This is a genomic window from Plantibacter sp. M259, assembly GCF_006065115.1.
Taxonomy (GTDB): Bacteria; Actinomycetota; Actinomycetes; order Actinomycetales; family Microbacteriaceae; genus Plantibacter; species Plantibacter auratus.
This window is the reverse complement of sequence record NZ_CP040750.1, coordinates 2792512-2804957: the sequence shown is the minus strand read 5'-3', so window position 1 is coordinate 2804957 and position 12446 is coordinate 2792512. Positions and strand designations below refer to the sequence as shown.

The following is a 12446-nucleotide window of genomic DNA, read 5'->3' as shown; positions in this document are numbered from 1 at the left end:
TGGGCGAGTGACGGAACGGAGGAAGGTGTGCCGGAGCGGTGCGGCTAGTCGCGGTAGGCGCCCACGAGGCGGACGGCACCGCCATCGACCCCCTTGGCACCCTGTTCGAACGCGCTGAGGTCTGTGGCGGCGTCGCCGAGGTGCACGGTGCCGACCTGCCAGGTCGCGATCCCGTCGGCCTCGAGCGCGGCCGTGACACCGGCGGCGACCGCCGGCGAGACCACGGCGAAGAACCCGACGCCCAGGTTCCAGGTGCCCTCGCTCGACTCGAGCGAGGATCCGGCCAGCTCGCTCAGCGTCCGGAACACCGGCGACGGGCTCCAGGTGGAGCGGTCGACCTCGGCCCAGGACCCCTTGGGCAGGACGCGCGCGAGGTTGGCGGCGATCCCGCCTCCGGTGACGTGGCTGAGCGAGTGGACGCCACCCGCGAAGGCCGGGGCGTCGAGCAGCCGCAGGAGGGGCAGGGTGTAGAGCCGCGTCGGCTCGAGGAGCGCCTCGCCGAACGTCGTGCCGAGGTCGTCGCTGTGGTCGGCGTAGCCGACGCCCGCCTGGGCGAGGATGTGTCGCACGAGGGAGAAGCCGTTCGAGTGCAGGCCCGAGGACGCGAGCGCGAGGACGACGTCGCCGTCCTCGACACGGTGCTCGCCGAGGATGGCGTCCGCCTCGACCGCGCCGGTGCAGGCGCCGGCGACGTCGTAGTCGTCGACCCCGAGGAGTCCGGGGTGCTCCGCGGTCTCGCCGCCGATGAGGGCCGTGCCGGTGTCGGAGCAGGCCCGGGCGATACCCGCGACGATGGAGGCGATGCGCTCCGGGTGGACCTTGCCGCAGGCGATGTAGTCGGTCATGAAGAGCGGCTTCGCACCGACCACGACGATGTCGTCGACGACCATGCCGACGAGGTCCTGGCCGATGGTGTCGTGCTTGTCGATGGCCTGGGCGATCGCGACCTTCGTGCCGACGCCGTCGGTCGACGTCGCCAGCAGAGGCCGACGGAAGGCCGTCAGCGCCGAGGCGTCGAACAGGCCGGCGAACCCGCCGAAGCCGCCGAAGACCTCCGGGCCGTGCGTCTTCGCGACGGCGGCCTTCATGAGCTCGACGGCGCGGTCACCGGCTGCCGTGTCGACACCGGCCTCCCGGTAGCTGGTGGATGAGGTCATGACCGTCCTGAACCTTCTGCGATGGGTGGATTCGGGGGGCCGGACTCACCTGGCTCGGCACTGACGGAACCGTTCGGTTCCGCGCCGGCCGCGGGGGTCCCGGCTGGATGCACGTCAACTCTATCCGCTGCGACGATCCGCGTCCGTCGCGCCATGGAGCGGTCGATGAGGAGACCGACGACGAGGGCGATCGCGCCGAAGATGACGACGCACACGAGCAGGAGGAAGCCGAACACCTGGGTGAGCGAGTAGTCGGCGCTCCCCGGGAACGCGAACGTGAGGATGAGTGCGGCGATGACACCGACGAAGGCACCGATGACGAGGAACCGCCAGTAGCGGGGCGACCGGCGCACCGAGACCGAACCGGAGGAGTACACGGTCGCGACCTCGGTGTCGGGCTCGGTCGAGGGCGTCGGACCGGTCGGTTCGGATGGGTGCTGAGCTTCCGGTGCTGGCTGCCCGGTGGCGTCTGTCATGCTTCCATTCTCCCCCACGATCCTGGGCATCGTGAACCGATGGTGAACGGCCGCGATCGACGTGCCGACGGGTACGATCGAGCGGTGGACACGACGGGGACCGAGACGACCGATCCCGCTCCGATCCCTCCCGACGACGCCCTGCTCTCGGCGGTCGAGTCCGCCGCCGCCGTCGCCGGGTTCACGCTCGAACCGGAGCAGCTGGAGGTGGCGTGGCACCTGGCGTCACTCCGGATCGGCGAGGATCGACCAGCGCACCTGTACCTGTGGGGTGCGGCCGGGCGGGGCAAGACCTGGCTCCTCGACGCGTTCTTCGCAGCGCTCCCGACGCATCGGAGGCGTCGCGTCCACTTCCACTCCTTCTTCCGTGGGCTGCACGCCGCGATCCACCGGGTCCGCACGGAGGCCGCCGACGCCGCCCGGGCGACGGGCGAGCCGGGCGCCGGGTCCCGCGCGGCGGCCGGAGCGGTGACGAACGCGGTCGAGCAAGCCGTCGACGAACTGCTCGACGAGGTGGACGTCGTGCTGTTCGACGAGTTCCAGGTGCACGATCCCGGCGACGGCGCGCTCATGATCCGTCTGCTCGACGCGCTCTTCGCCCGACAGGTGACCCTGTTGACGAGCTCGAACTCCGCGCCGCAGGACCTGCTGCCGGACCCGGGGTACCACCACATCTTCGAGCCCGGCATCGCCCTGATCGAGGCGAACATGCAGGTGCTCGAACTCGCCGGCTCGACCGACCACCGTCGCAGCTCCCCGGTCAGGCACGGCGACGGCTTCGCCCGCGGCAGCTGGTCCATCGCCGGCGAGGCTGCGGACGCCCGGCTCGCGGCACTCGGCCTCCGCCGTCCGGGGCCAGGCGAGGCGACGGCGCTGACGATCAGTGGCCACACGTTCCAGGCGGCCGCCGCGCGCGACGGCGTCCTCTGGTTCGCCAGCGCCGAACTCATCGAGCGTCCGACCTCGGTCGGCGACTACCTCGCCTGGGCGACGGACTACGACCGATGGGTCCTCGACGCCCTGCCCGACTCCCCCGCCCTCACCCGGGAGGCGCGCGCCCGGTTCGTCCATCTCGTCGACGCCCTGTGCGACCTCGGCGTCGAACTCCACGTCGTGGCCACCACCGACCAGGAGACCTTCATGACCGATCCCGCCCTCGGACCGGATGGGTTCGCCCGCGACGCGGTCAGGACGCGCAGTCGGCTCGCCCTCCTCCGCGAGATCCACTGACAGCCGTCAGCTCCCGGCGAGCACGGCCCGCTCGACGGCGCGGTCCAGCCCGACGACTGGCCGGTCCGGACGCTGCGGCGCCACGCCGCCGAGAGCCTGCAGCCACCCCCAGGTGTCGGCGACGGTCTCGGCGAGCGGACGACGACGGAGACCCGCCGCCATCGCACGCGAGACGTCGCCGTGATGCATCGCGTCGGCGTCCGGTCCAGTGGGGAGCCAGACGGGCAGTTGGGTCCAGGGCTGGATCCCGGCCGCGAGCACCCGCTCCTGATCCACCCAGCGGAGGGTCGCACCCGACCCGGTCGCAGCGACGCAGGCGTCGAGCAGCGCGCCCAGGGTCGTCACCCGCGGCTCGCTGACGACGTTGAACGCACCACTCGCGCCCGTCGAACCGGCCGTGAGGAGGAAGGCCGCGAGATCCCGCGCATCGATGTACTGGATGGGGTCGGAGGCGGCGCCGGGGGCGAGCACCTCACCGCCCTCGGCGATCCGGGCCAGCCACCACGGCAGTCGCCCGATGTTCTCGTGCGGGCCGAGGATGAGACCGGCTCGTGCAAGGACCGCACGGTCGCCGAACGCCTGTGCGGCGGCCAGCTCACCGCCGCGTTTGGCACGGGCGTAGTCTGCGAAGCCCTCGTCGTGCGCCGACCCGTCGACGACCGGCGCGCCCTCGTCGGCACCGGCGGGAAGCGGATCGGCGTAGACCGAACGACTGGAGACGTACACATAGCTCCCGACCCGGTCGGCCAGCAGCGCGGCCGCGTCGCGGACGGCGACCGGAGCCCACGACCAGGTGTCCACCGCGACGTCCCACGACCCGACCCGGAGCGCGTCGAGTCCGCCTGGCAGGGTCCGGTCGCCGTGCAGCACGGTGACCGCGTCCGACGGCGAGGACCGGTTCGTACCGCGATGGAAGACGGTGACCTCCCAGCCGGCGGCGATGGCCTCGTCGACGACCGCTCGCCCGACGAACTCCGTCCCGCCCAGGACCAACAGTCGATTCGTGCTCATGCCTCCATCACAGCGCACGAGGCCGTGACGCACCACCCCGGTTCGCTCGCGGCAGCACGTGGAATCCCGCCGAACGGTCAGCGCGGCAGCAGCAGTGGCACGAGGCCCGTGAGGTCCGCCCGCTGGCCGGACGCGTGCACCGTGCCGCCGGCCATCGCCGTGGTCCAGTCGATGCGGCCGGAGGCGAGCGCGAGCCAGGTCGGCGCGTCCATCTCGATGACGTTCGGCGGCGTGCCGCGGGTGTGGCGGGGACCCTCGATGCACTGCACCGCACCGAACGGCGGCACCCGCACCTCGACGGTGTTCCCCGGGGCCCGCTCGACGAGGAGCTCCAACAGGTAGCGGACCGCGGTCGCCGTGTCCGTGCGCGACGCCGGTGCGTCCCCGAGCGCCTGCTCCAGGGCAGCGCGACCGACGGCGTCCGTGATCCTGGGTCTGGCCATGCATTCGAGGCTAGGCCATTGCGCCTTAAGCTAGACGGGTGAAGATCCTCGTCCTCGGTTCCGGTGCTCGCGAGCACGCCATCATCAAGGCTCTCCTCTCCGAAGAGGCCGGGCACCACATCATCGCCGCCCCCGGCAACGCGGGCATCGCGGGCGACGTGACCGTGGTCGGCATCGACCAGGAGAACCCCTCGATCGTGCGCGACTTCGCCCGCGACGAAGCGGTCGACCTCGTCGTCATCGGGCCCGAGGCCCCGCTCGTCGCCGGCGTTGCCGACAAGCTGCGCGCCGCCGGCATCCCGGTCTTCGGCCCCAACCGCTCAGCGGCCGCACTCGAGGGCTCGAAGTCCTTCGCGAAGCGGATCATGGACGAAGCCGGCGTACCCACCGGTCGCGCGGTCCGCGCCGAGGACCTCGACGCAGCGATCGCCGCGCTCGACGACTTCGGAGCCCCCTACGTCGTCAAGGCCGACGGTCTCGCAGCGGGCAAGGGCGTGCTCGTCACCCACGACCGCGACGCGGCCATCCAGCACGCCACGAACTGGCTCGGCTACGGCGGCGTCCTCGTCGAGGAGTTCCTCGACGGCCAGGAGGTCTCCCTCTTCTTCATCACCGACGGCGAGACGGTGCTCCCGCTCTCCCCCGCACAGGACTACAAGCGACTGCTCGACGGCGACGCCGGCCCCAACACCGGCGGAATGGGCGCGTACTCCCCGCTGCCGTGGCTCGACAACCGGTTCGGGAGCGAGACGGCCTTCGTCGACGAGGTCCTCGAGACCGTCGCGATCCCCGTCGTGCGGCAGCTGGCGGCGGAGGGCAACCCGTTCCAGGGCCTCCTCTACGCCGGGCTCATCCTCACCGAGCGCGGGATCCGCGTGATCGAGTTCAACGCGCGCTTCGGCGACCCGGAGACGCAGGTCGTCCTCCCCCGGCTCGTCACCCCGCTGTCGGCGCTCCTGCTCGGCTCGGCCACCGGGACGCTCGGCGAGCAACCACGACCCGCGTTCGCCGAGGCGAGCGCGGTGACCGTGGTGCTCGCGAGCCAGAACTACCCCGAGACGCCCGTCACCGGCCGGAGCATCACCGGCCTCGACGCCGCCGTCGCCGTCGAGGGGGTCCACCTCGTCCACGCGGCCACGGCCGACGTCGACGGTGGCCTGGTCGCCACCGGTGGCCGCGTCCTCAACGTCGTGGCGCTCGGATCCACGTTCCCCGAGGCACGCGGCCGTGCGTACGAGGCGCTGTCGCGCATCGAACTCGAGGGCGGTCAGTACCGCACCGACATCGCCGCACGCGTCTCCTGATCGCGGCCCGGATGAGCGCCGCAGCGGGAACCGGGTCATCGGCCGTCGTCGAGAGTCACGACGGCACCAGACTGCACGTGGACGTGATCGGCGACGACGCCCTGCCGCCCCTCGTCGTCCTCGCCGGTGGACCGGCGCGTCACCCGGTCTACCTCGGTGATCTCGGCGGCCTGAGCACCAGACGGCGCCTCATCGTGCTGCACCAGCGCGGGGTCGGACGGTCCGAGAGCGGACCGTCGACCGCTGCGGCGAGCTGGCCGGAACTCGCCGAGGACGTCGAGGCCGTGCGTCGCTGGCTGGACGTCGACCGCCTCGAACTCCTCGGGCACTCCGCCGGTACCCGCGTCGCCGTGAGCTACGCCGCGCGCTACCCGCACCGGCTCGATCGCCTGTGCCTCATCACGCCGCCCGCCACCTGGCTCGTCGACACGGACGACGACAGCGCGGAGATCATCGCCCGACACGCGGCGGAGGACTGGTACCCCGGCTTCCTCGAGGCGCTGCCCGCGCTGCTCGCAGCCCCGGACTCCGCGTCGGGGAACCGGTTGTTCCCGGCGGTCGCGCCCATCGCCTGGGGCGAATGGGACGACACCGCCCGCGAACACGAGCGTCTGGGCGCCTGGCACCCGGCCGCGCAGGACGCGTTCGTGCACACCCCCACGATCGACGAGGTCGAGGACATCCGCGACGCCCTGCGCACCGTGACGGCTCCCGTCCTCGTGGTCGCGGGCTCCGAGGACGGCCTGACGGGACTCGCGCCCGTCGTCGACCTCGCGAAGCGGTTCCCGCTCGGCCAGGCCATCGTGCTCGACGGGTGCGGACACTACCCCTGGGTGGAGCAGCCGCGATCCTTCGCCGCCGCCGTCCACGGCTTCTTCCCGATCGGCTGACCGGTGCGCAGCGTCGATCTGACGTTCGACGAGGCCCTCGAGGCCGCCGTCCGCGACCGCTGGCAAGCGCTCCTCGACCTCGGCATCAGCAGTCTCGCCACGCATCGCGGTGCGAGCAACCGTCCGCACGTCACACTGTCGGCCGGCGAGGACCTCGAGCTCACCGGGCGGCCGGCCTTCCGACCGTTCGACGTCCGGCTCGGGGCTCCGCTGTTGTTCCCGCGTCGCTCGGGCGCCGTCCTCGCGCTCACGGTGATCCCCACGCACGAGCTGCTGGAGCTGCACGGACGTGTGGCCGGAGACGTCACCGGCGCGTTCGAGCACACCCGGCCTGGCGGCTGGACACCCCACGTCACACTCTCCCGACGCGTCGCCGGCGAGCAGACCGCGGCGGCACTCGACGGGCTCCGGTCGCTCAGCGACCTCCCGTCCGGGCTCGTCACCGGGCTCCGGTTCTGGAACGGCGACACCAGGACGGTCACGGACCTCCTCAGCCCGTGACCGTCCGGTGTCGCCGTGTCGGCGGGGCCGCTACTCGGCTTCGGACCGGGCGGTGGCGGCAGCCGCGGCGACCGCGGCGGCCTGTCCGTGCTGGGTCTCCGGGGTCGACCAGGCGGCCGCCTTCGGCTTCTGGAAGAACAGGACCACGACCGCTCCCACGAGCGCGAGTGCTGCCGGGAGGAGCAACGACTGGGCCATGGCGGTGGTGAACCCGGCGTGCAGGAACTCAGGCAGCTCGCCACCCGTCACCTCGCTCACGCCACCGGCCGCCCCACCGGGTGCAGCGGGCAGCTCGGCCGCGAGGCGCCCCTGGATGAGCGCGGCGATGGCCGCGCTGCCGAGCACTGCGCCGATCTGACGCGTCGTGTTGAAGACGCCTGAACCGGCGCCGGCCTGGTGCTGCGGGAGCCCCCGGGTGGTGAGGTTGGACACTGGTCCCCACATGAAGCCGTTGGCGAGACCGAGGACGGCGCTCGGGAGGAGCAGCATCAGGATCGGCTGCTCGGGCGTGAGGAGGATCGAGTACCAGCCGAGCGCGAGGGCCAGCAGGAGGAGCCCTGCGAGAGCGAACCACTTCGGGTTCACGCGGTCGATCGCCCGCCCGACCACGGGCGCGAGCCCGGCGGAGAGTACGGCCATCGGGACGAGCATGAGCGCGGACTGCGTCGGGGTCAGGCCGCGGACGGTCTGGTAGAAGAAGACGAGCGGCAGCGACATGCTCGTGATCGTGAACCCGATCGTCGAGATCGCGAGGTTGCCGACCGAGAAGTTGCGATCGCGGAACAACGCCAGCGGGAGCAGCGGCTCACCGTTCATGACGGCCTGCCACACGACGAACAGGCCGAGGACGACGACACCGGCGATGATGAGACTCCACACGGTGATCGGACCGGTGATCGTGCCCCAGTCGTAGCTCTGGCCCTCCTGGATGCCGAACACGAGGAGGAACATCCCGAGCCCGCTCAGGACGACCCCGAGCACGTCGAATTTGTGCGGGTGCGTGGCGAGCGCGGGGACGTTCCGCCAGACCATGATGAAGCCGATGACACCGACGGGCACGTTGATGAAGAAGATCCACTCCCACCCGAAGCCGTCGACGAGCACCCCACCGAGGATCGGGCCGACGAGTGTCGCGACACCAGCGGTCGCTCCCCAGAGGCCCATGGCCGCACCACGGCGGTCCGGAGGGAAGATGCGGGTGATGACGGCCATCGTCTGCGGGGTCATGAGCGCGGCGCCGAGACCCTGCACGACGCGGGCGACGATGAGCATCTCGATGGAGCCCGACAGGCCGCACCAGAGTGAGGCGAGCGTGAAGACGACGAGGCCGATGAGGTAGAGGTTCTTCGGGCCGAAGCGGTCGCCGAGGCGGCCGGTGATGAGGAGCGGCACGGCGTAGGCGAGCAGGTAGGCGCTCGTCACCCAGATGACGTTGTTGATGCCGGTGTCGAGGCCGCGCATGATCGCGGGGTTGGCCACGGACACGATGGTCGTGTCGATGAGGATCATGAAGAATCCGATGACCAGGGACCAGAGCGCCGGCCAGGGGCGCACGGCCCCTGGCGTCGGGCCGGAGACGCCCTGAGGAGGCGTGGTGGGGGTGGTGGACATGATGTCCCTTTCTGCACTGAGTGACGGGTTCGCGTTCCGGACGCGAGGATGAGCGGGACCGCTAGCCGGACTGGTCGGCCGTCCCGGAGGTTCAGGTGGAGGGTGTCGACCGGACGGACGCGGGTGGGGTCGCCGCCTGCTCGTGGAGCGGGGCGCGCGTCCCGGCCACGTGCCAGGCGAGTGATCCGTCGGCGATCTCGGCGAGGAGCGATTGGAGGTGGGCGATCTCGGCACGCACCATGGCAGCCGAGTAGGGGACGTTCATCCAGTAGACGCGCGGGATGCGGCGCTCGAGTGCCCAGGCTGTGCGGCGATCGAGGTCGGCGAGCTCGGCACGCTGCCGGAGGATGCGGGTCTCCAGCAGCATCCGGACCTCGTCGGCACCGAGCTCGTGCACCTCGGACAGCGCGAGCCCGAACTCCGGGTACTCGTTCGTAGGGGTGCTGAGCAGCTCGCGCAGCCGTTCCCCGAGCAGGTGTCGGCCGCGTTCGGTGATCTCGAAGGTCGTCCGCTCGGGCCGGGCGCCCTCGCGGTCGGTCCCGGCCGCGAGCACGAGACCGTCGGCCTCGAGTCCGTAGACGGCGCGGTAGAGCGAGCCGGGGCTCACCTTGACGACGCGGTCCTCCTGACGGTGGAGCGCGAGTTGGTACATCTCGTAGGGTGCATGGGTCGCTCGGCCAGATACCCGAGCGCGGCGACGGCAAGCATGCCGAGCGGCTTGACCGTGCCCATGCCCATCCCATCACTCCGTACGAACTATTCCACGTGGAACATACGCGCACCATGCCGAGGTCGCAAGCCCTGGCGATCGGCCCGGCCACCGCCGATGCACGATAATGAACGGGTGAGCGCACCCTCGGAGACCAACGCCTGGAACCACGTCTACTCGGGCAAGGTCCGCGACCTGTACGAGCCGGCCGCCGGCCCCGACGACCTGTTGCTCGTCGTCGCGAGCGACCGGGTCAGCGCCTTCGACCACGTGCTCGAGCCGGGCATCCCCGGCAAGGGCGATCTGCTCACCAGCCTGAGCCTCTGGTGGTTCGACCAGCTCCGTGAGGTGCCGAACCACCTCGTCCCCGATCACGAGCTCGACGCCGCGGGTGTCGCGGTGTCCAGCATCCCGGCCGAGTTCGCCGGCCGCGCGATGCTCGTCCGGAAGCTCGACATGTTCCCCGTCGAGTGCGTCGTCCGCGGCTACCTGACCGGCTCCGGCTGGAAGGAGTATGTCGCGAACCGCACCGTCTGCGGCATCCCGCTGCCCGACGGCCTGCGCGACGGCGATCGCCTGCCCGAGCCGCTGTTCACCCCCGCCTACAAGGCGCCGCTCGGCGAGCACGACGAGAACATCTCGTTCTCCCGGATGGTCGAACTCATCGGCGAGGACGACGCGGTCGCGCTGAAGGACCTGTCGCTCGGCATCTACGAGACGGCATCCCTCACGGCGGAACGCCACGGCGTCATCCTCGCCGACACGAAGTTCGAATTCGGCCGCAACCCGACGACCGGCGTCATCACCCTCGGTGACGAGGTGCTCACCTCAGACTCCAGCCGATACTGGGACCGCGACGTCTACCTGACGAGCGACGACCCCACCGCACGGATGGCGAGCTTCGACAAGCAGATCGTCCGCAACTGGTTGGCCCACAACTGGGACCAGGACGACGCCTCGACACCCACACCACCGACGCTGCCTGCCGAGATCGTCACGCAGACGGCCGCTCGCTACCGCGAACTCCTGGAGCGCCTCACCGGCACCGGTCGCTGACCGAGGTGCCGGTCAGCCCGTCTTCCGGCGGGCGCGGAGCCGGGCGTTGTCGGCCAGGATGGCCTGCGCGTCGGGCAGCGGTCCCTCCGGCACGATGACGCCCATGAGCGTGGCCGTCTTCTCGAGTGCGTCGCGTGCATCGTCGGCCGCGAGCCGCGCCTCGACGAGATCGCATGAATCGTCACTGCCCACCTCGCTGCGGGTGCCGCTGCGCTCCACGAGTTCGCGCTGCAGCCGCTCCGCGGTGGCGTACATGCGCGTGAGCGTCCACAGCCAGGGCCAGGGAGGTCGTCACTCAGCCCGATGAGGTGATCGTTGAGCGGATCGATCCACCTCGACGGCTGGTGTCCGCCGTCCAGTCGACGGCGACGGTTGCGTCGCTCGGCCGACACGAGCAGGAAGATGGCGACGAGGATCGCACCGAGCAAGGCGCCGACGACGTCGAGTCCGGGCGCCCACTCCGGGTCGAAGCCGGGGAGCGACACCGTCGAGCGTTCGTCGTGGACGAGTGACCACTCGACGAGCACGCCCACCGTCGCGCCGACGACGAAGCCGGTGAGCAGGAGGAAGCCACCGAGCAGGAGCGTGATCCTCCGCCGCAGCTGGTGGCCGCGCTGCTGATCCTCGGTGAGCTCACCTCGTTCCGCGAACGGATCCACGACCATGAGGCGACCACCGACACGGACCACACCAGGGTGGCGAGTCGTGACCGTCATGGCCCGAGGATACCCCACAAGGTGGGTCATGGGGCGGGATTCACGAGCCGAGATCGGCGGAAATCCGGGGCGGATCGGCTGCCGTGACCCCCGGAATGGGGGCGCTCGAAGGGGTCACGCGGCCCTCGGACGCCGTCGCCGAGCCGACGACCGGATCCCGCGGGGCTCGCTGGAGGGCGCGAGTCGGCTCGCGTGACCTCCCGTGGGTCGTTCAGGGTCGGACACCGACACGCGGGAACGCCCCCGATGCAGCTGCGACGAGCGCGTCGTCGACCTCGTGCAAGGGGAACACCGGACCGACGAGTTCGGCGAACGGATACCGACGCCACGCACCGGTCAGGAAGTCGACCGCGCGCGCCAGATCCCGCGGTCGGTAGTTGTGCGCACCGCGCACCGTCAGGAGGCGTCGGACGATGCGTTCGGCGTCGACGCCGAGCGGCGCACCGGGCGACACGCTGCCGACGAGGACCGCCGTCCCGCCGATCGAGAGCGACGCGATGGCCGCGTCGACGGCACGGGCGTCGCCGGACATCTCGATGGCCACGGGGAAGCCCTCGACGCCCGCCGCGAGGTGCGCGGCGTCGAGGTGCTCGGCGGCGCCGATCGTGGGGTCGACGGTCGCGATGGCGCCGAAACGACCGGCGAGTGACCGACGAGCGGGGTCCGGATCGCTCACGACGACGCGAGCGCCCGCATCGGTCGCGATGGCTGCGACGGTCAGCCCGAGCATCCCGGCGCCGGTCACCAGGACCGCCGTGCCGGGCAGGTCGCGCTCGGCCGCGTCCAGGGCGGCGATCGCGGTGGCCGTCGCGCAGGACGCGGGAGCGAAGACGGCGGCGGGCGGCGTCTCCCCCACGATCACGATCGCCGTGCCCTCGAGGAGTTCGACGTGGGTCGCGAACCCGCCGCTCAACTCCCAACCGCGGTGCACCCGGTCGTGCCCGTACTTCGCGAGCCGACGGCACTTCTGCTCCAGGCCGGCGGAGCAGCGGTCGCAGACGCCGCAGCTCACGACGACCGACCACACGACCCGCATCCCCGCGACGAGGACGGTCCCGTCCACCGCGGTGACGGGTCCCCCGACCGCCACGACGCGTCCCACCTGTTCGTGCCCGAGGACGAGCGGGGTGGCGGCGTCACGGTGTCCGAGGACGGTGTGCACGTCGGAGCCGCACACGGTCGCCAGTTCCACCTCGACGAGGACGTCCCCCGGCCCGAGCGTCACCCCGGGCACCGCCATCGCCTGGTGCGGGTGCCCTGGCCCCTGCCAGACCATCGCGATCGGCGACGGTCTGATGAAGACGTCGTTGCCCTCGTGCGCGGTGAGCGTCGTGTGCATGGT

General features: G+C 71.4%; 13 protein-coding genes. 5 read left to right on the top strand and 8 right to left on the bottom strand.

Going from position 1 to position 12446, the window contains the following annotated elements; genetic code table 11:
- Positions 1-44 precede the first annotated feature (44 nt).
- Both purM and FGL15_RS20590 read right to left on the bottom strand, forming a co-directional pair.
- The gene (purM, locus tag FGL15_RS13145; protein ID WP_138946377.1) at positions 45-1157 is read right to left on the bottom strand and encodes a phosphoribosylformylglycinamidine cyclo-ligase; all 1113 of its coding nucleotides are present in this window, start codon (positions 1155-1157) and stop codon (positions 45-47) included.
- A complete protein-coding gene (locus tag FGL15_RS20590) occupies positions 1154-1633 on the bottom strand; it encodes a DUF2273 domain-containing protein (RefSeq protein WP_205858621.1) in 480 nt (159 codons plus the stop codon). Before FGL15_RS20590 ends, purM begins: the two co-directional genes overlap by 4 nt.
- An 84-nt stretch (positions 1634-1717) precedes the next feature.
- On the opposite strand from FGL15_RS20590, the gene zapE reads away from it, so the two are divergent.
- Entirely contained in the window at positions 1718-2863 is a 1146-nt protein-coding gene (gene zapE, locus FGL15_RS13135; RefSeq protein ID WP_168223399.1) for an AFG1/ZapE family ATPase, read from the top strand.
- Positions 2864-2869: 6 nt separating this feature from the next.
- Here zapE and FGL15_RS13130 read toward each other — a convergent pair whose 3' ends face one another.
- On the bottom strand, positions 2870-3874 hold the full coding sequence (locus FGL15_RS13130; RefSeq protein WP_138946375.1) for an NAD-dependent epimerase/dehydratase family protein: 1005 nt from the start codon (positions 3872-3874) through the stop codon (positions 2870-2872).
- A 77-nt stretch (positions 3875-3951) separates the two neighbouring features.
- Positions 3952-4317: a sterol carrier family protein gene (locus FGL15_RS13125; protein WP_064294203.1), complete on the bottom strand. Its 366-nt coding sequence runs from the start codon at positions 4315-4317 to the stop codon at positions 3952-3954.
- Between the two features lie 38 nt (positions 4318-4355).
- Here FGL15_RS13125 and purD point away from each other — a divergent pair, with 38 nt between their 5' ends.
- Genes purD through FGL15_RS13110 form a run of 3 tightly spaced genes read left to right on the top strand, consistent with a single transcriptional unit; the run spans position 4356 to position 7012 of the window.
- Entirely contained in the window at positions 4356-5621 is a 1266-nt protein-coding gene (gene purD / locus FGL15_RS13120; RefSeq protein WP_138946374.1) for a phosphoribosylamine--glycine ligase, read from the top strand.
- A gap of 11 nt (positions 5622-5632) precedes the next feature.
- On the top strand, positions 5633-6511 hold the full coding sequence (locus FGL15_RS13115; RefSeq protein ID WP_138946373.1) for an alpha/beta fold hydrolase: 879 nt from the start codon (positions 5633-5635) through the stop codon (positions 6509-6511).
- A 3-nt stretch (positions 6512-6514) separates the two neighbouring features.
- On the top strand, positions 6515-7012 hold the full coding sequence (locus tag FGL15_RS13110) for a 2'-5' RNA ligase family protein (protein ID WP_138946372.1): 498 nt from the start codon (positions 6515-6517) through the stop codon (positions 7010-7012).
- Positions 7013-7042: 30 nt separating this feature from the next.
- Here FGL15_RS13110 and FGL15_RS13105 read toward each other — a convergent pair whose 3' ends face one another.
- Both FGL15_RS13105 and FGL15_RS13100 read right to left on the bottom strand, forming a co-directional pair.
- Positions 7043-8623: a DHA2 family efflux MFS transporter permease subunit gene (locus FGL15_RS13105; protein ID WP_138946371.1), complete on the bottom strand. Its 1581-nt coding sequence runs from the start codon at positions 8621-8623 to the stop codon at positions 7043-7045.
- Between the two features lie 91 nt (positions 8624-8714).
- On the bottom strand, positions 8715-9275 hold the full coding sequence (locus FGL15_RS13100) for a PadR family transcriptional regulator (RefSeq protein ID WP_240773540.1): 561 nt from the start codon (positions 9273-9275) through the stop codon (positions 8715-8717).
- 174 nt (positions 9276-9449) lie between these two features.
- Here FGL15_RS13100 and FGL15_RS13095 point away from each other — a divergent pair, with 174 nt between their 5' ends.
- A complete protein-coding gene (locus FGL15_RS13095; protein WP_138946370.1) occupies positions 9450-10388 on the top strand; it encodes a phosphoribosylaminoimidazolesuccinocarboxamide synthase in 939 nt (312 codons plus the stop codon).
- Between the two features lie 12 nt (positions 10389-10400).
- Here the strand turns inward: FGL15_RS13095 and FGL15_RS13090 are convergent, their stop codons facing one another.
- On the bottom strand, positions 10401-10643 hold the full coding sequence (locus tag FGL15_RS13090; RefSeq protein WP_138946369.1) for a hypothetical protein: 243 nt from the start codon (positions 10641-10643) through the stop codon (positions 10401-10403).
- A 672-nt stretch (positions 10644-11315) separates the two neighbouring features.
- Positions 11316-12443, bottom strand: coding sequence for a zinc-binding dehydrogenase (locus FGL15_RS13085; protein WP_138946368.1), 1128 nt, complete (start codon positions 12441-12443; stop codon positions 11316-11318).
- Positions 12444-12446: the final 3 nt, after the last annotated feature.

Coding starts and splice junctions, on each gene's coding strand:
- FGL15_RS13130 (WP_138946375.1), bottom strand. CDS start 3,874: ATGAGCACGAATCGACTGTTGGTCCTGGGCGGGACGGAGTTCGTCGGG.
- FGL15_RS13105 (WP_138946371.1), bottom strand. CDS start 8,623: ATGTCCACCACCCCCACCACGCCTCCTCAGGGCGTCTCCGGCCCGACG.
- FGL15_RS13085 (WP_138946368.1), bottom strand. CDS start 12,443: ATGCACACGACGCTCACCGCGCACGAGGGCAACGACGTCTTCATCAGA.
- FGL15_RS20590 (WP_205858621.1), bottom strand. CDS start 1,633: ATGACAGACGCCACCGGGCAGCCAGCACCGGAAGCTCAGCACCCATCC.
- FGL15_RS13090 (WP_138946369.1), bottom strand. CDS start 10,643: ATGTACGCCACCGCGGAGCGGCTGCAGCGCGAACTCGTGGAGCGCAGC.
- FGL15_RS13115 (WP_138946373.1), top strand. CDS start 5,633: ATGAGCGCCGCAGCGGGAACCGGGTCATCGGCCGTCGTCGAGAGTCAC.
- purM (WP_138946377.1), bottom strand. CDS start 1,157: ATGACCTCATCCACCAGCTACCGGGAGGCCGGTGTCGACACGGCAGCC.
- FGL15_RS13100 (WP_240773540.1), bottom strand. CDS start 9,275: ATGTACCAACTCGCGCTCCACCGTCAGGAGGACCGCGTCGTCAAGGTG.
- FGL15_RS13125 (WP_064294203.1), bottom strand. CDS start 4,317: ATGGCCAGACCCAGGATCACGGACGCCGTCGGTCGCGCTGCCCTGGAG.
- FGL15_RS13095 (WP_138946370.1), top strand. CDS start 9,450: ATGCACGATAATGAACGGGTGAGCGCACCCTCGGAGACCAACGCCTGG.